General features: G+C 64.5%; 13 protein-coding genes. All 13 read right to left on the reverse strand.

Annotated features, from left to right (window positions below):
* Position 1 precedes the first annotated feature (1 nt).
* Complete coding sequence (locus tag G8O24_RS21990) at positions 2 to 3,112, reverse strand: bifunctional diguanylate cyclase/phosphodiesterase (protein ID WP_188102948.1); 3,111 nt, start codon at positions 3,110 to 3,112, stop codon at positions 2 to 4.
* Between the two features lie 185 nt (positions 3,113 to 3,297).
* Complete coding sequence (locus G8O24_RS21995) at positions 3,298 to 4,380, reverse strand: branched-chain amino acid ABC transporter permease (RefSeq protein ID WP_188102950.1); 1,083 nt, start codon at positions 4,378 to 4,380, stop codon at positions 3,298 to 3,300.
* On the reverse strand, positions 4,377 to 5,387 hold the full coding sequence (locus G8O24_RS22000) for a branched-chain amino acid ABC transporter permease (protein WP_188102952.1): 1,011 nt from the start codon (positions 5,385 to 5,387) through the stop codon (positions 4,377 to 4,379). Before G8O24_RS22000 ends, G8O24_RS21995 begins: the two co-directional genes overlap by 4 nt.
* A complete protein-coding gene (locus G8O24_RS22005) occupies positions 5,384 to 6,106 on the reverse strand; it encodes an ABC transporter ATP-binding protein (protein WP_188102954.1) in 723 nt (240 codons plus the stop codon). The genes G8O24_RS22000 and G8O24_RS22005 overlap by 4 nt, the downstream gene beginning before the upstream one ends.
* Positions 6,103 to 6,891, reverse strand: coding sequence for an ABC transporter ATP-binding protein (locus G8O24_RS22010; protein WP_188102956.1), 789 nt, complete (start codon positions 6,889 to 6,891; stop codon positions 6,103 to 6,105). The genes G8O24_RS22005 and G8O24_RS22010 overlap by 4 nt, the downstream gene beginning before the upstream one ends.
* A gap of 171 nt (positions 6,892 to 7,062) precedes the next feature.
* Positions 7,063 to 8,247 carry a substrate-binding domain-containing protein gene (locus G8O24_RS22015; protein WP_188102958.1) on the reverse strand — a complete coding sequence of 395 codons (1,185 nt, stop codon included), beginning with the start codon at positions 8,245 to 8,247 and terminating at the stop codon, positions 7,063 to 7,065.
* A gap of 110 nt (positions 8,248 to 8,357) precedes the next feature.
* Positions 8,358 to 10,400, reverse strand: a complete 2,043-nt coding sequence (locus G8O24_RS22020) for an acyl CoA:acetate/3-ketoacid CoA transferase (protein ID WP_188102960.1) — start codon at positions 10,398 to 10,400, stop codon at positions 8,358 to 8,360.
* A 73-nt stretch (positions 10,401 to 10,473) separates the two neighbouring features.
* Positions 10,474 to 11,778 (reverse strand): MFS transporter, encoded by a 1,305-nt coding sequence (locus G8O24_RS22025; RefSeq protein ID WP_244645947.1) that lies wholly within the window; start codon positions 11,776 to 11,778, stop codon positions 10,474 to 10,476.
* Positions 11,779 to 11,973: 195 nt separating this feature from the next.
* Positions 11,974 to 13,416 carry a sigma-54 interaction domain-containing protein gene (locus tag G8O24_RS22030; protein ID WP_188102964.1) on the reverse strand — a complete coding sequence of 481 codons (1,443 nt, stop codon included), beginning with the start codon at positions 13,414 to 13,416 and terminating at the stop codon, positions 11,974 to 11,976.
* Between the two features lie 279 nt (positions 13,417 to 13,695).
* A complete protein-coding gene (locus G8O24_RS22035; RefSeq protein ID WP_188102966.1) occupies positions 13,696 to 15,432 on the reverse strand; it encodes a putative bifunctional diguanylate cyclase/phosphodiesterase in 1,737 nt (578 codons plus the stop codon).
* A 410-nt stretch (positions 15,433 to 15,842) separates the two neighbouring features.
* Entirely contained in the window at positions 15,843 to 16,808 is a 966-nt protein-coding gene (locus G8O24_RS22040) for a sensor histidine kinase (protein ID WP_188102968.1), read from the reverse strand.
* 188 nt (positions 16,809 to 16,996) lie between these two features.
* Positions 16,997 to 18,373 carry a cytochrome P450 gene (locus G8O24_RS22045; RefSeq protein WP_188102969.1) on the reverse strand — a complete coding sequence of 459 codons (1,377 nt, stop codon included), beginning with the start codon at positions 18,371 to 18,373 and terminating at the stop codon, positions 16,997 to 16,999.
* A 206-nt stretch (positions 18,374 to 18,579) separates the two neighbouring features.
* A complete protein-coding gene (locus G8O24_RS22050; RefSeq protein WP_188102970.1) occupies positions 18,580 to 19,815 on the reverse strand; it encodes an LLM class flavin-dependent oxidoreductase in 1,236 nt (411 codons plus the stop codon).
* Between the last annotated feature and the right edge of the window lie 257 nt (positions 19,816 to 20,072).

The raw sequence follows: 20,072 nt of genomic DNA on the forward strand, positions 1-20,072 counted from the left end.
CTCAGGCCACCGCCGCCACGGGCAAAGCATCGCCCGGGCCGAACATGCTGTGCACCTCGGCCGCCGGTCTCGGCTTGCTGAACAGGTAGCCCTGCATCTCGGTGCAGCCGAGGGCGCGCAGCATCTCGCGCTGCGCCTCGGTCTCGACGCCTTCGGCAACCGTCGTCATGTTGCTGGCGGCGGCAATGTTCACCACCGCCTGCACGATCACGGGCGCGCCGCTGGCATCGGCGATGTCGGCGACGAAGCAGCGGTCGATCTTGATCTTGTCGAACGGGAAGCGCTTCAGATAGCTCAGCGAGGAATAGCCTGTGCCGAAATCGTCGAGCGCGATGCGCACCCCGATCGACCGGAGCTGGTGCAGGATCGAGAGCGCCGCCTCGTCGTCGCGGATCAGCACCGCCTCGGTGATCTCGAGCTCGAGCCGTCGCGGCTCGAGCCCGGACGCGGCCAGCGCCCCCGCGATCCGAAGCGCCAGCGTGTCGCATTTGAGCTGCACCGGCGAGACGTTCACCGCCAGGCGGACGTGGGCGGGCCAGGTCGCGGCCTCGTTGCAGGCCGTGCGCAGCACCCATTCGCCGAGTTCGTTGATCAGGCCGGTGTCCTCGGCGATCGGAATGAATTCGGCCGGCGAGACCATGCCGCGTTCGGGATGGCGCCAGCGCAGCAGCGCCTCGCAGCCGGAGACCGCGCCGGTCTGCAGATTGACCAGCGGCTGGTAGTGGATCTCGAAGCCGCCGGTGACCAGCGCCTGGCGCAGATCCTGCTCCAGCGAGAGGCGGGCCTTGGCGCTCGCATCCATCTCCGGCACGAAGAAGCGATAGGTACGGCGCCCCTGTGACTTGGCGCCATACATGGCGAGGTCGGCATTCTTGACGAGCTGGTCGAGATCGGTGCCATCCTGCGGCGCCATCGCGATGCCGATGCTGGCGTCGGTGGAGAGCTGGTGGCCGAGGCAGTGATAGGGGCGGCGGATCGCTTCATGGATCTGCGTCACGAAGGCCAGCACATCCGTGGATGATTCGATCCCGCTCTGAATCACGGCGAACTCGTCGCCGCCGAGCCGCGCGATCAGATCGCCGGGCCTGAGACAGGCGCGAATGCGGCCCGCGATCGCCTTCAGCAACTCGTCGCCGACATGGTGGCCGAGCGAATCGTTGATGCCCTTGAATTCGTCGACGTCGATATAGAGCAGCGCGAACTGGGCGCCGCCGGCGACCTTCTCCAGCTCGTGCTCGATCTGCTCGCGGAACAGCACGCGGTTCGGCAGGTCGGTCAGCGCGTCGTAATGCGCCATATGCGCGATCTTCTCGTCGGCCCGACGTCGCTCGGTAACGTCGTCGATGACGTGGACGAGATAGCGCGGCTCGCCGGAGGTGTCGTAGATGCTGATCCGATTCGAAGTGATGTAGCGTAGTCCCATGCCCGGCATATGCCAGGGATGCTCGTCCTTGAACAAGCCCGTGGTCGATTTCAGCGCGTTGTCGTCATCTTCGGTTATGCGGGCAGCGGACGCCTCGGGGAAGATGTCGAAAGCGGTCTTGCCCACGATGTCTTGTCGAGATTGGCCGAACAGCTGTTCCGCGACTCCGTTGAGCAGCAGATATTGCCGCGTCCGGGCGTCCTTCACCGTGATCTGCGACGGGATGTGGTCGATGATCTCGCGCAGGAACGTGTAATTGCGGTCGCGCTCCTGCTCCAGATTGCGCCGCTCGGTGATCTCCTCGATCGTGGCGACCCATCCGCCCTGGGCAAGAGGGGTGTTGATGACCTGGAACGCGCGGCCATTGGGCAGCTGGTGAGTTCTGGTCGAAACCGTGCCTTCGGCGACGATCCTCATGACCTCGGCGCAAAATGCTTCAACGTCGCCGCTGAACGCGTTGCGCTCTTTGCGATGATACATCGCTTCGCGGATGTGGCAGCCGGGCTTGATGACGTCGTGGGAGAGGCCGAACATGTCGGCATAGCGACGGTTGCAGGTGACGATATATCCCGCGGCGTCGTACAGGATCAGACCTTGCGACATGTTGTTCAGCGCGGTGTCGAGCCGCAGCCGCTCCGCCTCCAGGCGCTCTTGAGCGTCGCGGTTCTGCCGGTTGATCTGACGAATGATCAGATAGAGCATCAGCGCGATGACGACCGCCGAAAGCGCCGCGGTCGTGACCATGAAGCCGGTCTGCTGGCGCCAGTCTGCGAGCGCTGCCGTCGTCGTATTCGTGACGATGATGATAAGAGGGAAATGCGTCAGCGACGCCGCCGAGCCGAGGCGTTCATCGCCGTCGATCACACTCTTGATGCGAAGCGTCTGCTGGCCCCCCTTGGTCAGCACCTTCTGCATCAGCGGCGCATCCTTGAAGCTCTTGCCGATCAGCTCCTCTTTGTTCGGATAGCGGGCGAGCATCTTGCCTTCGCGGTCGAACAGCGAGATCGCGGTGCCCTCGGCAAGGGCCACGGACGCGAAATACTGCTGGTAGCTGTCGGGATCGATCCGCCGGACCATCGCGCCGACGAAGGTGCCGTCGGGCAGGGTCAGCCGGCGCGCGACGATCGTGGTCCACTTGCCGATCAGGAAGCTGCGCACGGATTCCAACAGGACCGGCTCCGACATCGGATTGGTCTTGAACGTCTGGAAATAGGCGCGCGAGACGATGTTGATCTTGGGTAGCGGCTGCGCTCGCGACCAGTTGATCAGGTCGCCGTCGACGTCATAAATCGCGATATCGCCGAGATAGGACACGGCGCTGGTCTTGCCCCTCAGCATCCGGTTGGCCTCCGGCCCCGACATGCGCTCGCGGAACATCTGCGGCGAGGTGATCTCAGGCAGGTGCATTTGCCCGATCAGGTCGGCCGCGACGACGTCGGAATCTTCGAACTGTTGATCGAAGTGCCGCGCGATCAGCTGCACGGTGTTTTCCAGCTCGCGCTCGCGATTGATCAGCGTGCGTTCGCGAAACTCGCCGACCGCCATGGCGGTCACGGCGAAGATGCCGGCGACCAGCAACGCGCCCGAGAGGGTCAGCCACAGCACCGGGCCGCGCCGCATGGCAGCGTCCCAGCCGCCTTTCGCGGCCAGGACCATCGCAGCTGCCATCCCGGAAAAAATCTGGCGCATCCCACTCCCCTGGACGAGCAGAAATACTACGGACAGATGGCGCAATGCTTAGGAAAGCCGGTTACTCATGGATTAAGCCGGTTGCGCACTTATACGGATGTCGAGCAAAGCGGGAGCCGAGCCAGCGTCCCGTCCCGGTTGCGCGTCGTCTCAACGACGCGCTGCGCTGCATCGTTAATCGAAGCTTAATGCGAGGAGGCAGCGTTCTTGCCGCCGCCATGGCGCAGCCGTCCGACCACGCCGCTCGGGAAGAAATACACGCTGGCAATGAACAGCAGACCGAGCCAGAGCAGCCAGCGGTCGGGATGAAGCAGCCCCGGCAGCAGCGGCAGGCCGGCTTCGCTGGCCGCCTTGGAGGCGACGCCCATCAGCGACTGCAGATAGTTCTGGGCCAGGATGAAGATCGTGGCGCCGATGATCGCGCCGTAGATCGTGCCCATGCCGCCGATCACGACCATGAGCAGGATGTCCAGCATGATCGAGAAGCTGAGCGAGGTGTCCGGGCCGGCATAGCGCAGCCACAACGCGTTCAGGATGCCGGCGCCGGCGGCGACCAGCGCGGCGAGGCAGTTGGCGTAGGTCAAATGGAAGACGGTGCGGAAGCCGAGCGCTTCGGCGCGAAAGCGGTTCTCGCGGATCGCCTGCAGTACGCGCCCGAACGGCGAATTCACCACGCGCAGCAGCGCGAGGATCATCAGGGCCGAGACGGCGAACACCAGATAGAAGGTCAGGATGCGGCCGTTGATCTCGAAGCCGAACAGGTTCTTGGAGATCAGCACCGTGCCGGGGCGCAGCAACTCCGGCAGCTGGAAGCTGCGTCCGTCCTCGCCGCCGGTCAGCCAGGAGAGCTGCGAGGCCAACACCTGGAAGGCGGAGGCGACCGCGAGCGTGATCATGGCGAAGAAGATCGCGGCGACGCGCAGCGAGAACAGGCCGATGGCGAGTGCGAGCAGCGCGGCAAGCGGCAGGCCGACGACGATGCCGGTGGCCACCGCCGCCCAGTTCGGTCCCATGCCATACAAGGTGATCGCGATCGCGTAGCTGCCGATGCCGTAGAACATGGTGTGCGCGAACGACACCGACCCGGTATAGCCGAGCAGCAGATCGTAGGAGGCGACCAGCGCGGCAAAGACGCAGATCTTGGCCGCGACATTCAGCGCCTTGGCACCGGGGAACAGGAACGGCGTCGCCGCCAGCGCCAGAATGATGACCACGAGAATGAGCGTGAGCACGCGGCTCCGCGGCGGGTCGCCCGACAGGATCATCATCGGCTGGTCACCGCATAAAGGCCGCGCGGCCGCCACATCAGAATGGCGACCATCAGCAGGATGTTGGACACGAGGGCGAGTTTCGGCACCAGGAAGCCGCCGTAATTGGCGACCATCGCCACCAGGATTGCGCCGATGAAGCAGCCGCCGATCGATCCCAGGCCGCCGATGATGACGACGACGAAAATCAGGACCGTGAGCTCGTCGCTCATGGACGCGTGGACCTGCTCGCGATAGAGCGCCCACATCACCCCGCCGAGGCCGGCAAGCGCCGATCCCGTCATGAACACGCCGAGGAACAGGCGGCGGATGCGATAGCCGAGCGCCTCGACCATCTCGCGGTTCTCGACGCCGGCGCGGATCAACAGGCCAAGCTTGGTGCGGTTGAGCACGAGCTGGATCGCGATGAAGACGGCAAGCCCGATCAGCATGGCCAGCACGCGATATTTGGCGATCGCGACGTCGCCAAGGATGAAGGAGCCGCGCAGCGAGGCCGGCAGCGGCATCGGGATGATCTGCGGCCCCCACAGCGCATAGAGCGTCTGTTCGGCAACGATGAGGCCGCCCGTCGTCATCAGGATCTGCTTCAGATGCTGGCCGTATACGGGCAGGATCAGCACGCGCTCGACGACGAGGCCAAGCGCGCCGGAGACCGCCATCGACAGCAGCGCCGCCGGCGCCAGCACCGCAAGGTTCACCAGAAGCGAATCCGCCTGCACCGAGGCTGCGAACGGCGCGAACACCAGCGTGGCGATATAGGCGCCGACTGCGATGAAGGCGCCATGGCCGAAATTCAGCACGTCCATCAGGCCGAAGACCAGCGTGAGCCCGGAGGCCATGATGAAGATCATCATGCCCATGGCGAGGCTTGCGGCCGTCAGCGTCAGCCAGGTCGAGGGCGAGCCGACCAGCGGGATCATGACAAGCGCGAGCGCGATCGGCAGCAGGATCGGTGCGATGTCGCGCTTCGGCTTCGGCAGCGGATCTGATGCGGCTAGTTCAGTCACTGATGTGCCTCCAGGCTCAGGCCCAGCAGCCGCTCCTGCAGCGGCACGTCGGCGGCCAGGGCCGCCATCTCGCCGCGATGGACAATGGTGCCGTTGTCCATCACCAGCACGCTGTCACCGAGCTCGCGGGCGGCAAAGAAATTCTGCTCGACCAGGAGAATGGTCGCGCCCTTGCGCTTGATCTCCTTCAGGCACTCGATCAGCGCCATCACGATCGCGGGCGCCAGCCCCTTGGTCGGCTCGTCGATCAGCAGCAGCTTGCGCGGCTCGATGATGGCGCGCGCGATCGACAGCATCTGCTTCTGCCCGCCGGAGAGGCTTCCCGCGCGCGACAGCCAGAACCGGCGCAGCGCGGGAAAGAAGCCGAAGATCCAGTCGAGCTGCTTGTCGTCCATGGCTGCGTCGCGGGCGGCGAGGACGAGATTTTCCTTCACCGTGAGGTCGGAGAACACCGCCATGCTCTCGGGCACATAGCCGACGCCGAGCCGGGCGATGTCGGGCGTGGCGCGGCTCTCGATGCGCATCCCACCGAGCGTGATCTCGCCTGCGGAAGCCTGCCACAGGCCCATGATGGTGCGCAGCGTCGTGGTCTTGCCGGCGCCGTTGCGGCCGAGCAGCATGGTGACCTGCCCCTGCGGCACGGCGAGATCGATGCCCTGGAGAATGTGGTAGCGCCCGATATGGGTGTGGACGCCGGAGAGTTTGAGCAGGTCGGTCATGCGGCGCTCCCTGCAGCGTTCTGTGCGGCGTTCTTGGGCGCGACGCCGAGATAGGCTTCCTGCACGATCGGCGAGGCGATCACTTCGGCAGGTCCGCCGTCGGCGACGAGCTGGCCGTTATGCAGCACGATGATGCGGTCGGCGAGCGATCGCACCACGTCCATCTTGTGCTCGACGAGGAGAATGATCTTGCTCTTGTCCTGCTTGAGCTGTGCGATCAGGTTCAGCACCACAGGCACCTCGTCGATGCTCATGCCGGCGGTCGGCTCGTCGAACATGAACACCTTGGGCTCCAGCGCCATCATCAGCGCGACCTCGAGCTTGCGCTGGTCGCCGTGCGACAGCGCAGTTGCGGCGACGCCACGGCGGTTGCCGAGCGCGACCTGGTCGAGGATGCTGTCGGCGCGCGCGATCAGGTCGCGGCGGACCATCCAGGGCCGCAGCATGTCGTAATGGGTGCCGTTGGCCGCCTGCACGGCGAGGCGGACGTTCTCTTCCACCGTCAGGTTTGGAAAGAGATTGGTGAGCTGAAACGCGCGTCCGAGACCCGCACGGGTCCGCAGCGGCGCGGAATGCTGGGTGATGTCGGTGCCGTCGAACAGGATGCTGCCGCTGGAGGCGCGTAGCTGGCCCGAGATCAGATTGAAATAAGTAGTCTTGCCGGCGCCATTCGGCCCGACGATGGCGGTGAGCTCGCCCGGGCGGAACGTACAGCTGACATTGTTGACCGCGACATGGCCGCCGAAGCGGATGGTGAGGTCGCGGGTCTCGAGGGAAAGCGTCATGGACAGTCTGGTGAATAAGAGACGAGGATCTAACCGCGGATCGTGCTGCGCTCCCTCCCCTACTTGCGGGGGAGGGTTGGGGAGAGGGTGTCTCCTCTGGGCGAGGACCCCCAAGAGGTGGGAGCCCTCTCCCGGCCTCTCCCGCAAGCGGGAGAGGTGAAGCAAGAAAGATCACCGCTTGTTGCGGATCGGAACGTCCATGTCCTCGATCTTCAGCTCGCGCACCGGCTCGAGCACGGCCCAGGCGACGTTCGGATCGACCTTGACCTTGAAGTGATACATGCTCTGGAGCGCCTGATGATCCTCCTTGCGGAAGACCATCTTGCCCTTCGGCGTGTCGAACTCCATGCCTTCCATCGCATTGATCAGCTTCTCGGTGTCGGTCGACTCCGCCTTGGTGACGGCGGTCACGACCGACATCGCGGCGGCAAAGCCACCCGCGGTGAAGAAGTCCGGCGGCGCGTTGAAGCGCTTCTGGTGCTCGGCGACCAGCCAGTCGTTCACCGGATTCTTCGGGATGTCGTAGTAGTAATAGGTCGCGCCTTCCATGCCGGGCAGGCCCTTATAGGCGGCGAGCGCCGGCAGGATGTTGCCGCCCGTGGAGAGCTCGATGCCGTAGCGCTTCGGGTCCATGTCCTGGAGCTTGGCCAGCGGATTGCCGGCGCCGGCCCAGATCACCCAGATCACCTTGCGGCCCGGTTTGTCCTTCAGCGCGTCGAACAGGCGCTGGCCGACTGCGGTGAAGTCGGTGGTGGAGGTCGGCGCGTATTCTTCCGCGGCGAGCGTCGCGCCGGTCTTGGCCAGCGCTTCCTTGAAGGCGGCGACGCCGTCGCGGCCGAAGGCATAGTCCTGCGCCAGCGTCGCGACCGTGACGCCCTGCTTGCCGATCGCGACGGCGTTCGAGATCGCGTCCTGCGACGAATTGCGCGCGGTGCGGAAGATGTAGCGATTCCACTTCTCGCCGGTAATCTGGTCCGCGACCGCGGGCTCGACGATCAGGATCTTCTTGTTCTCCTCCGCGACGGGGAGAATGGCGAGCGCCGCGGCCGACGAGGTCGTGCCGATGGCGATGTCGGCCTTGTCATCCTGATAGGCTTCCGCGAGCGCGGCCTTGGCAAGATCCGGCTTGCCCTGGTCGTCCTTGGTGATGATGACGATCTTGCGACCATCGAGCGTCATGGTGCCCTTGGTGGCATATTCAAAACCCATCTGCAGGCCGGTCTCGGTCTGCTTGGCATAGGCTTCCAGCGGACCGGTCTTGCCGTAGATCAGCGCGACCTTGAGGTCGTCCGCCCGGGCGGCGGCGCCCGCGGCAAGCGCGAGCATGGTTGTTGTTATGATGAGCGATCGGCGCACGGTGGTCCCTCCTGATTAACGTTTCTCGGCAACAGCGATTTGCACAACAAAGCGAACATTGCAATCCAACCTTCCGGTTGACTCGATCGGCCTATGAGCATGCATCATTTTTAAGCCTGCCGCGCAGTGGGCGCGGGGCCGGACCGGGGAGGCGCGCCCTCGACCTGCCGCCAGTCCGACTGCGCCTCGTCCGCGCTCTCGAAAATATGCGGGGCGACGCCGCGGCGCTCCAGCGCCTCGCCGAGCTTGATCCGCAGGAAGCCCGATGTGGTGTAGCGCGACACGCCGACATAGAAGCGGTCGACCAGGCTGCGCACCATGGCCGAATAGTCGTCCAGCAGCTCCGGCAGAATCGAGAAATTGTCATAATTGACGATGGCGTAGACCTTGCGGCCACGTGGGGTGAGCCTGGCCTCGACGATGCGCGCGATCGCGTCGATCTCGGCTTTGCTGCGCAGCGGATAGCGCTCCAGATTGACGAAGAACAGGTTCTGCTCCTCATCGAGGGTGAAGCGCTGATCGAGCGGGATGGTCAGCAGCCGTTCGCGCAGATCCATGGGGCCTTCGCGGAAGATGCGCGCATCCATGGGGGCAGGATCGCGCGGGATCAGCGGCTTGAAATCCATCAGGCGCAGGATGTCGCGCTCGATGTCGATGCCGGGCGCGACCTCGTTGAGCTCGAGTCCATCGGGCCGTAACGCGAACACGCAGCGTTCGGTCACGTACAGCACGCGCTGTCCGCGCGCGGCGGCGAAGGTGCCGCTGAAGGTGACATGCTCTACCTTCTCGACGAATTTCCGCGACTTCGCCTCCTCGACGATGGCGAGCTGTCCGTCATTGACCGCGATCCGCTGCTTGCCGGCCGCAAAGGTGCCGACGAACACCACCTCCTTGGCATTCTGGCTGATATTGATGAAGCCGCCGGCGCCGGCAAGCTTCGGCCCGAACTTGCTGACATTGAGATTGCCGATGCGATCGACCTGGGCGAGCCCGAGGAAGGCGGCGTCGAGGCCGCCGCCGTCATAGAAGTCGAACTGATAGGGCTGATCGATCACGGCCTGGGTGTTGATGGCGGCGCCAAAGTCGATGCCGCTTGCGGGAATGCCGCCGATCACGCCGGGCTCGGCCGTGAGCGTGATGAGGTCGATGATGCGCTCCTCATTGGCGACGGAGGCGATGCCTTCGGGCATGCCGATGCCGAGATTGACGACGCTGTTGGCCTTCAGCTCGAAGGCGGCGCGGCGCGCGATGATCTTGCGTTCGCTCAAGGGCATCACCGGCAACGACGTCGCGCGCACCCTGATCTCGCTCGAATAGGCAGGATTATACGGCGTGCCGAAGGTCTGCCAGTGATGCTCGGGTTTGGCGACGACGACGCAATCGACCAGCACGCCGGGGATCTTGACCTGGCGCGGATTGAGGCTGCCGCTCTCGGCGACCCGCTCGACCTGGGCGATGACGATGCCGCCGGAATTATGCGCGGCCATGGCGATCGCCAGCGCTTCCAGCGTCAGCGCCTCCTTCTCCATGGTGAGATTGCCGTCGGGATCGCCTGTCGTGGCGCGGATGATCCCGACATTGATCGGGAAGGTCCGATAGAGCAGGCATTCTTCGCCGCGCAGCGTGATCAGCTCCACCAAATCCTCGGTGGTGCGTGCATTCAGCTTGCCGCCGCCGTGCCGGGGGTCGACGAAGGTGCCCATGCCGACACGGCTGACGTGGCCCGGCCGGCGTGCGGCGATGTCGCGGAACAGATGCGTGATCACGCCCTGCGGCAGATTATAGGCCTCGATCTGGTTTGCGATGGCGAGCTGCTGAAGCTTTGGCGCAAGCCCCCAGTGCCCGCCGATCACGCGGCGGACCAGGCCCTCATGCGCGAAATGGTTGAGGCCGCGATGCTTGCCGTCGCCCTGGCCGGCGGCATAGACCAGCGTCAGATTGCGCGGCTTGCCTTGCGTGTAGGGCGCATCGCCCTCGCTCGCCAGATAGAGCTCTTCCAGCGCCAGCGCGATCTCCTCGGCAAAGCCGATGCCGACGAAGCCGCCGGTGGCGACCGTGTCGCCGTCGCGGATCAGCATCACGGCTTCGGTCGCGGTGACGATCTTGCCCTTCTCGGAATTGGGCAGGTAAGCCAAGGCGGGATGCTGGCTCACGGCGTGTTCTCCCCTGTTGAGCTTGTCAGGAGCGGCCGTTCGATGGCCGCTCCGTCATTCAGCGCGCTTGGCGCTAGCCGACCTTGCGCGTTTCGGTGGCGAAATAGACCGAGACCACGGTGATGATCGCGAGGGCGATCATGTAGAGCGAGATCGGCCAGGTCGCGGGCGCATAGGCCGTCATCAGGCCCGTCGCGATCAGCGGCGACAGCGCGCCGGCGAAGATCGAGGCGAGGTTGTAGCCGAGCGAGACGCCGCTATAGCGCACCTTGGTGCCGAACAGCTCCGACAGGAAGCTCGCCTGCGGGCCGTACATCGCCGCATGCCCGACCGCGAGGCCAAGCACGATCGCGATCCAGGCGAGTTGCGGGTTCCTGGTCGCCAGCAGCATGAACAGCGGGAACGACATCAGCGCCGAGAACACCGCGCCGAAGATGTAGATCGGCCGTCGCCCGACCTTGTCGGAGAGCGCGCCGAAGGCCGGAATGGTGAAGGTCTCGATCGCGGCTGCGATCAGCACGCCGTTCAGCATGTCCTGCTTGTTCATGCCGAGCGATTGCGTGGCATAAGCCAGCACGAAGGTGGCGTAGATGTAGAAAAAACCGTTCTCCGCAAAGCGCGCGCCCATCGCGAGCAGGATGTTCTTCGGGTACATCCTGATCGCCTCGAGGATCGGCATCTTGACGTCCTGCTTGGCGTCCTTGACCTTCTGGAACTCCGGCGATTCCGCGATGGTGAAGCGGATCCACAGGCCGACCAGCACCAGCGCGATCGAGAACAGGAACGGGATGCGCCAGCCCCAGGCATAGAGCTGCGCGTCCGTCAGCATCGCCGAGACCACCGAGAACACCAGCGTGCCGAGCACGAGGCCGAGCGGCGCCCCGAGCTGCGGCCAGCTGCCGTAAAAGCCGCGTCTGTCCTCCGGCGCATGCTCGACCGCCATCAGCACGGCGCCGCCCCATTCGCCTCCCAAGCCAAAGCCCTGCACCAGGCGGCAGGTGACGAGCAGGATCGCAGCGCCGATGCCGGCGGTCTCGTAGGTCGGCAGGAAGCCGATCGCCGCGGTCGCCGCCCCCATGATCAGCAGCGTCAGATACAGCATGGTCTTGCGGCCGATCTTGTCGCCGTAATGGCCGAACACGACCCCGCCGAGCGGGCGCGCGATGAAGCCGAGCGCGTAGGTCGCGAACGCCAGCAGCGTACCCATCATCGGATCGAAGGTCGGAAAGAACAGCTTGTTGAAGATCAGCGCGGCGGCCGTGCCGTAAAGGAAGAAATCGTACCACTCGATGGCCGTGCCGATCAGGCTCGCGGTGGCGACCGTGACGTGCGAGGGCTGTCTCGTCGGAAGCCGATGGACTGAGATCGCTTCACTCATCTTGCGTCCTCCCTGGTTGCGAATGCGCATGTGCAGCATGCGTCATTGTGCAAAAGCGAAGAGCAAGGTCCGCGCCAGTTGCGCTTCGATTGCGCAAACTGGCTGAAAAGCCGGCAATTTCCACTCAACGCAGGAAAGGAAGCGTTCCGAGCCGTGTCAGGAATCCGAGACTCCAGACAAGATCAGTCTCGAAACTCAGACGGACGTCGCTCCCGAGGCGAGACCGAATTTGGCGAGTTTCTTGTAGAAGGTCGCGCGTGAGATGCGCAGCATCTTGGCGGCTTCCGAGATCTGGCCATTGCTGGCGGCGAGCGCCTGTTCGAGCGTGTGCTTCTCGAATTCCGCCTCGGCCTCGGCATAGGGCACCACGATGCCGGCGGCCCGTGCCGTCGCAGCCGGCCTCGAATCCGTGCCGACGGGGAGGATGCGGGCAAAATCGTCGCCGGTCAGCCGGCCGGAATCGCTCAGGATCAACGCACGCTCCAGCACGTTGCGAAGCTCGCGGACATTGCCCGGCCAGTCGTAGCGCGCGAGCGCCGACAGCGCGCTCGGCGTGATCTTGGCGCTGATATAATCGCCGGAGGCGCTGATGTCCTCAAGCAGCCGGGCGCTGATCTCGGGAAGATCGTCGAGGCAGTCGCGCAGCGGCGGCAAATCGATCGAGAGCACGTTGAGACGGTAGTAGAGGTCGGGCCGGAACGCGCCGTCGCTGACGCGCTTGCGCAGATCGACATTGGTGGCGGCGACGACGCGCACATCCACCTTGGAGATCTTGTCCGATCCGAGCGGTTCGATCTCGCGCTCCTGCAACACGCGCAGCAGTTTGGCCTGCAATTGCAGCGGCATCTCGCCGATCTCGTCGAGAAACAGCGTGCCGCCGTCGGCAATCCGGAACTTTCCCTCGCGTCCCTTGCGATCCGCGCCGGTATAGGCACCGGGCGCGGTGCCGAAAAATTCCGATTCGATCAGCGTGTCGGGGATCGCGGCGACGTTGACGCTGACGAACGGCTTCTCGGCGCGGGAGGAGGCGTTGTGAATGGCCTGCGCCAGCATCTCCTTGCCCGTTCCGGTCTCGCCGGTGAGCAGGACCGTGACATTCTGCCGGGCGGCGCGGCCGGCGAGCTCCTTGGCCTGGGCGATCCCAGGCGTGGTGCCGACGAAATCGGCGAACGTGAAGCGCGCCGCGCGGGCATTCGACAATTGCCGCCGCGCCAGCCGCAGGTCGCTCTCGAGCTGCGCGACGCGCGCCAGCAGCGGCTTGAGGCTTTCGAGATGATCGTAGAGCACGAAGCCGATCGCGCCGATCACGTTGTGCCTCTCGTCCTCGATCGGCATGCGCGTCACGACCAGCTGCTCGCCGCCGAGCTCCATGATGTCGAGCAGGATCGGCTCGCCGGTCTCCACCACCTTGCGCATCAGGCTGTTGGGGATGACCTCCTCGATCGGACGTCCCATCGCCTCCGATACGTGCTTGAGGCCGAGCGACGCGAGATATTTCTCGTTGACGTAGATCACCCGCCCGGCGCGGTCGATCGCAATGGCGCCCTCGCACAGACGCTCCAGCCGCTCGAACAGCGTCACCATCGCCCGCGCGCGGACATAGGCGGGATCGCTGACGTCGGGGGAGATGTGGGGCATGGCGCGCCTCGGGGAGGTCAGCCTGTGTATTTACCAAAAGGGCTGTGATTTCAAAGGAGAATCGGTATGGCGGGGTCAACGCAGAAGCCCGCGCCGCACACTCGGTCGTCGTCCCGGACAAGCGCGCCTCAAGCGCGCGCCGATCCGGGACCCATACCCCCAGGGAGGAGTTTGGCGAAGACTCGGAGTGGGCATCTCGCACAGCAACTGCCGCCCGTGGTTATGGATCCCGGGCTCGCGCCTTGCGCGCCCCGGGATGACAGCGGTGGTCGCGGGCCGCTACCTTCGATACCCGCTCGCCCGCGAATAGCCCTGGCGGTTCTGCTGCGCCGGACGCGCCGACACGCTGGCGCGGGACTCGCTCGAGGCGGGGGTGGCGAGCTTCAGCTCTTCGAGGAAAATGGGCCGGGCGAAGTAATAGCCCTGCGCGTAGCGGATCTTGGTCGCGGCCTGGAGATAGGCGAGTTCCTCGTAGGATTCGAGGCCTTCGGCGATGACAGTCATGCCGAGCGCTTCGCTCAGGGATTCGATCGCGCGCAGAATACCCTGGCTGCGCGGCCGCTTATGGATGTCGGTGATGAAGGAGCGGTCGATCTTGATCTCGTCGGCGGTGATGTCGGCGAGCGCCGACAGCGACGAATAGCCGGTGCCGAAATCGTCGATGGAGATGCCGACGCCGAGCTTGCGGAACATCGGCAGGATCTCGCTCTGGAAGTGATTCTTGGCGACGAAGGCGTCTTCGGTCACCTCGATCATGAAGCGTTGCGGAAAGCCGGTGTCCTCCAGCGCCTGCGCAAAGCTGCGCATGAATTCGGGGTTGTCGGCCTGTTTGGCGGCGACGTTGATGCTGATGGTCGCTTCCGCGCCGAATGTGTCGTTGATCAGGTCGATCGACTTGACGATCTCGGCCAGCACGAGATGGGTCAGCTCGTCGATCAGGCCGAGCTCGCTGGCGAGATTGATGAACGAGCCCGGCGCCTGGATCACGCCCTCGTCGTCGCGCAGGCGCACCAGGGCCTCGATGCCCTTCACGGCCTGGGTGCGGATGTCGACTTTGGACTGGAACGCGCAGCAGAAGCGCTTTTCGAGGATGGCGAGCCGCAGCGACTGCTCGATCTTCATCCGCGCCAGGGCCTCGCGCTCCATGCCGGAATCAAAGAAGGCTACCGATCCCTTGCCGTTGTTCTTGATGCGATACATCGCGATATCGGCATTCTGGCGCAGCGTCTCGAAATTGCGGCCATGATCGGGATAGAGACTGATACCGACCGAGGTGGAGGCGAACACTTCCGAATTGTCGATGAAGAACGGCGCGGTCAGCCGCTCCAGCGTCGACTGCATGAACTCGGCGACTTCCTCCTGGCTCTGGATCGGCGACAGCAGCAGCAGGAATTCGTCGCCCGAGATGCGCGACAGCATGTCGGAATCGCGCAAGTCCCGCCCGAGCCGCTTCGACAGCTCGACCAGCAGCGCGTCGCCGACGGCGTGGCCGTAATAGTCGTTGATGTGCTTGAAATTGTCGACGTCGAGAAAGGCAAGCGCAAATCGTTCGCCCGCGCGGTCGCGCGCGAGCAGGCCATTGGCGCGATGCTCGATCACGCGGCGCGAGGGCAGTCCGGTCAGCTCGTCGAAATAGGCCGAGCGGAACAGCTGGTCCTCGAAATTCTTCTGCTCGGTGATGTCGGAGGACGCCGAGATCAGCAGCTCGCGTCCGGCGAGGCGGACCGGTCGATGAGTGGTCAGCAGCACCTGGCGTGCGGCTCCGTCGTTGAACGCCTCCTCGGAGACGACGGACTGGCCGGACTTCAATGCTTGCTGGCAGGCTTCGCGGCGCGGTGCGAGATCGGGCGAGGGGCGGCTGCCGTCGATGCCGAGCTGGGACGCCGCGACGTCATTGACCAGCAGAAGCTCGCCCTGCGCGTCCTGCACGGTGAGGCCGGCAGGCAGCATTCTAACGATTTCCTTGAGAAATCCGAGTTCGGCTTCATTCGCGCCGTGAGATGCATTGTCGTTCATAGAATTCATGAATCTTGTTGTTTCAGCGCGCCTTTGCAATGGGCGCGATCATGCTCGGTTCCCTCTTAGGTTTGGTTAAGGGGTCCGAAGAAATACGGGGGTGTTTTGTGAGAAACTTGCGACGAAATGAGGCGCGCCGCCCATCGTCATTAACGGAAGGTCAACGGCGCCAGTGAAAGCGCGAGCATCGCGCGCGGTTCGCTTTCGTTTATGGCACGACGAGAGGCGTCGTCGGCATTGATAGGATCGAATGTGAGCTCCGGGCGTGGTCCACCTCCCGAAGGGAGAGGTCGGATCGCATCGTAAGATGCGATCCGGGTGAGGGGCTCTGGTCTCACTGGGTGCCGCGGCCCCTCACCCGAATTGCTGCGCAATTCGACCTCTCCCCGCTGGGGAGAGGTGAACCACTGTCATTCGCTCTTGGGAATGCGACATTGCATGATGCAATGCAGCCCGGTCTTCAAATACGAAATCTCGGTCTTGCCGTCGAAGGCGGACAGCGCCGATTTCAACAGCTTGGTGCCGAAACCGGGCGCCGAGATGTCTCCGACGGTCGGTCCCTCGGTTTCGTCCCACGTCACGGTCAGCCGATCGTCGCTGACGGTCCATGACACCTGCAGCAAGCCGCGCGGGGAGGAGAACGCGCCGTATTTGCCGGCATTGGTGGCGAGCTCGTGAAACATCAGCGACAGCGTCACCGCGAGCTTCGGCGGCAGGAACAGGCGGTCGCCGTTGAGGGTGAAACGGACATGGCCGTAGGGGCCGAGCTCCGAGATCAGGAGGTCGCGGATGTCGCAGCCGGCCTTGTCGATCCGCGAGATCAGGTCGTCGGTCGCGGCCAGCGACCGCAGCCGTGGGTCGATCCGAGCCCAGACCTGCGGCTGATCGTGCAGCACCTGATGCAGCACGGCGTGGACGGTCGACAGCTTGTTCTTCAGCCGGTGCTGCAACTCGTCGACCAGAACCTTGCGATAGTCCTCCTCCTCGATCAGGCGTCTGGAGATCCGGCGCTGCTCCGCCAGCATCGTGCGGTAGTGCTCGACGCCCCAGATCGTCAGCGCCGAGACGCCCCAATAGAGCGTCAGCAGCGCGAAGCGCGCACGATCGGCATAGGCGTCGCCAAAGTTCACGACGACACCGAGGACGCCGCCGACCAGCGCCGTCACGACCCCGAGCCGAAGGCCGCCGAAGGCGGCTGCAAAGAATACGGCTGGAAAGTACGGCGTGAAGTAGACGTCGGGGCGGACATGCGCGAGACCCCAGCGCGCCAAGGTCGCGACCAGCAGGCAGGCTACCGCGAACGCGATGCTCAGGCCGAGCGATGGCGGCGCCACGCCCTGCCAGCCCTTGCGGAATTCCTCGATCAGCTTCCCCATGCAGAAGTCTTCTTTGCCGAAGATGCCAAAATTGTGTTCGCTGGCCGGCGACAACTGGAAGGCGTGATATAGCGACGAGCAACGATGCCGTAGGGTGGGCAAAGGCGCGCTCTTCGCGCGCCGTGCCCACCAACTCTCTCCATCGCGAAGAATGCGTGGGCACGCTTCGCTTTGCCCACCCTACGGTACTACACCGCCCTCATTCGCACCCTCAACCCATCCCGCGGCTTCGGGATCGGCCACATCTGCCAGTCCGGCTTGTAGCCGGGCTCCAGCGACACCTCGATGTTCTGCAGGAAGTGCCGCGCAAAGCACTTCGCCTGCATGTAGGCGAAGTGCAGGCCGAGGCACATATGCGCGCCGCCGCCGAACGGCACGAAGGCGAAGCGGTGGCGGCCGCGCTGGGCTTCTTCGGTGAAGCGGAGGGGATCGAAGCGATCAGGCTCCGGCCAGATGTCCTTCATGTGATGCGTGAAGAGCGGATTGACCCCGACCGCGGTGCCGGCGGGAATCGTATAGCCCTTGAAGGAGAAGTCGCGCATCGCGCGGCGCGGCATCGAGGGCACCGGCGGCCTGATCCGCAGTGCTTCCTTGAACGCCATCTCCGTCATTGGCATCTTTTCGAGGTCGTCGAAGCTGCTCGGCGCGCCGCGCGCAAGTCCGAGTGCGAGCACCTCGTCGCGCAGCCGGGTCTGCCACTCGGGATTGGCCGCGAGCTCGCCGATGAAGGACGTCAGCGACGAGGTCAGCGTGTCGTGCGCGGCCATCATCAGAAAGCTCATATGGTCGATGATGTCCTGGTCGGACAACAGCGCGCCATCCTCGTGGGTGGCGCGGCAGAGGTGCGAAAACAGATCGTCACCGCCGTGATTGCCGCGGCGGAGCGGGATCTGCTCGCGGAAATAGGCGATGATGCGTTTGCGCCCCTTCACCCCTCGCGCCATCTGCGTGCCCGGCAGGGGGCGGCGGATCGGGGCGACGGCGGCCGCGACCATGTCGACGAAGGCGCGGTTGATTTCGTCGACCTCCGGCCCGATCTGCGCGCCGAGAAAGGAGGTCGCGGCAAGATCGAGCGTGAGCTGCTTCATCGCGGGATAGAGCTGCATTTCGCCGGCACTGGTCTTCCACTCCGCCACCCGCGCCGAAATGCCGCGGTCGAGATCGCTGAGATAGGATTTCATCGGCCCGGACTTGAACGCGACCGACAGCGCCTTGCGGTGCAGCCGGTGCTCGTCGAAATCGAGCAGCATCAGGCCACGCGGGAACAGCAGGCCGAGCACCTTGTTCCAGCCATGGGTCGAGGAGAACAGCTTCTGCTGGTCGAACAGCACCAGCTCGTTGGCTTCGGGACCGAGCAGCACGACATTAGTCTCGCCAAAGATATGGGTACGATAGACAAGCCCATACCGGGCGCCGTTGCGCTCGATATGTCCCTTCGGATCGGCGAGCACCTTGAAGGTCATGCCGATGATCGGCCAGCCTTCGTCGCCCGGAATGTGCGTCAGCTCGTTGCGCTTCGGCGCGGTATATTCGAGCTCAGGCGTGGCCACATTCTGCATCGACATGACGATCGCTCCGGATGGCTGACCCCGATGACGATATAGCACAGTACTGGCAGGATGACGCGACGGTCGTTTGGCGGGCAGACTATCATGGGGCAGATCGTCATCCCCGCGGAGGCGGGGATCCATAACCACAGAGAGGAGTTGTGAGCGAAGCTCCCACTCCCAGTCTCCGCTAAACTCCTCCCTGTGGCTACGACACAGGCCGCCTACCGTTTCGCCGCTTCCTTCTGCAGATCGGGCGCATTGACCGCGGGAATGGCGACGCGGCCCGGGCCGGTCACCTTCAGCGCCTCGGCGGCCTTCTCGTTCTCCATGATCTTGGCCATCACGGCCTGACCTGCACGTTCGAAGATCGCGCGGTTCTCGATCACGAACTTTTGCGACCTGCGCAGCCCGTCGATATAGCCGTTGATTTCAGGCACGACGTAGCGCGCGACCATGTCCCAGCTTCGGCGGGTGGCTTCCGGATTGGCCCAGTCGTGCACGAAGCCGATGATGGCGCCGACGCCGCCGGAGACCTGCATCACGTTCTTGATGGTCTTGACGAGATCGTCGGGCGTGCCGATGGTGGAGGCGGCGCCCTCGACGAAGGCGGTCTTGTCCACGGCTTCATCCGGCGAGGAGAATGCGGTGAGGCCCGGCCGCTGCAGCGTGCCGACAGTATATTCGTTGTGCCAGCGCATCAGTCCGGCGCCGGCTTCGCGCCGCGCCTGCTCGCGGGTCTCGGCGATGTGGAAGGTCAGGAGCACGCGCCAGTCGGCGCGATTGACCTTGGTGCCGTGCTTCTTCGCGGCGTCTTCGGCGAACTGCCATTGCTGCTGCAGCGACATCAGGCCCTGCGTCGTCATCGACCCCAGCGAGATGATGCCGATGCCGTATTTGCCGGCAAGCGTCATGCCCGAGGGCGAGATCTGCGAGGCCACCACGAACGGCATCTCCTCCTGCAGGGGCAGGATCTGCAGCGCGGCGTCGTTCATGGTGAACCAGTCGCTCTTCGCCGTGACGCGCTCGCCGTTGAACAGGCGGCGGATCACGCCGATGGCTTCGTCCTGGCGGTCGCGCTGCGTCATCGGATCGATGCCGAGCGTATGCGCATCGGAGGCGAGCGCGCCCGGACCGGAGCCGAAGATGGCGCGGCCACCGGTCATGTGATCGAGCTGCACCATGCGCTGGGCGACGTTGAAGGGATGATGATAGGGCAGCGACACCACGCCGGTGCCGAGCCGGATCCGCTTGGTGCGCTCGCCGGCCGCGGCCAGAAACATTTCGGGCGAGGCGATCATCTCCCAGCCGGAGGAGTGATGCTCGCCGCACCAGAACTCGTCATAGCCGAGCGCATCGAGCTGCTCGACCAGGTCGAGATCGCGCCGGAACTGGAGCATGGGATGCTCTCCGATCGGGTGATGCGGGGCAAGAAAGGCTCCGAACTTCAGGCGCGCCATGGTGTTCTCTCCGGCTGAATTTTCTGTTTGTTGAAGGTGCAAGGCTACGTGCCGAATGGCACGAACGCAATCGCGCGATGTCCCGCGTAGCGGAATGCAGCCATGTGCCGACGCTGCCTCTTTCACCTCTCCCCGCTTGCGGGGAGAGGTCGGAATTCAAACGCAGTTTGAATTCCGGGTGAGGGGGACTCTCCGCGAGTCGTCTGCCCTTGATGAAACGCTCTCGACGCGTCATTGCGAGCGCAGCGAAGCAATCC

Origin of the sequence: Bradyrhizobium campsiandrae (assembly GCF_014529705.1) — a bacterium.
Lineage (GTDB): Bacteria > Pseudomonadota > Alphaproteobacteria > Rhizobiales > Xanthobacteraceae > Bradyrhizobium > Bradyrhizobium campsiandrae.

Coding starts and splice junctions, on each gene's coding strand:
- G8O24_RS21995 (WP_188102950.1), bottom strand. CDS start 4,380: ATGATGATCCTGTCGGGCGACCCGCCGCGGAGCCGCGTGCTCACGCTC.
- G8O24_RS21990 (WP_188102948.1), bottom strand. CDS start 3,112: ATGCGCCAGATTTTTTCCGGGATGGCAGCTGCGATGGTCCTGGCCGCG.
- G8O24_RS22035 (WP_188102966.1), bottom strand. CDS start 15,432: ATGAACGACAATGCATCTCACGGCGCGAATGAAGCCGAACTCGGATTT.
- G8O24_RS22045 (WP_188102969.1), bottom strand. CDS start 18,373: ATGTCGATGCAGAATGTGGCCACGCCTGAGCTCGAATATACCGCGCCG.
- G8O24_RS22025 (WP_244645947.1), bottom strand. CDS start 11,778: ATGAGTGAAGCGATCTCAGTCCATCGGCTTCCGACGAGACAGCCCTCG.
- G8O24_RS22030 (WP_188102964.1), bottom strand. CDS start 13,416: ATGCCCCACATCTCCCCCGACGTCAGCGATCCCGCCTATGTCCGCGCG.
- G8O24_RS22010 (WP_188102956.1), bottom strand. CDS start 6,891: ATGACGCTTTCCCTCGAGACCCGCGACCTCACCATCCGCTTCGGCGGC.
- G8O24_RS22005 (WP_188102954.1), bottom strand. CDS start 6,106: ATGACCGACCTGCTCAAACTCTCCGGCGTCCACACCCATATCGGGCGC.
- G8O24_RS22050 (WP_188102970.1), bottom strand. CDS start 19,815: ATGGCGCGCCTGAAGTTCGGAGCCTTTCTTGCCCCGCATCACCCGATC.
- G8O24_RS22040 (WP_188102968.1), bottom strand. CDS start 16,808: ATGGGGAAGCTGATCGAGGAATTCCGCAAGGGCTGGCAGGGCGTGGCG.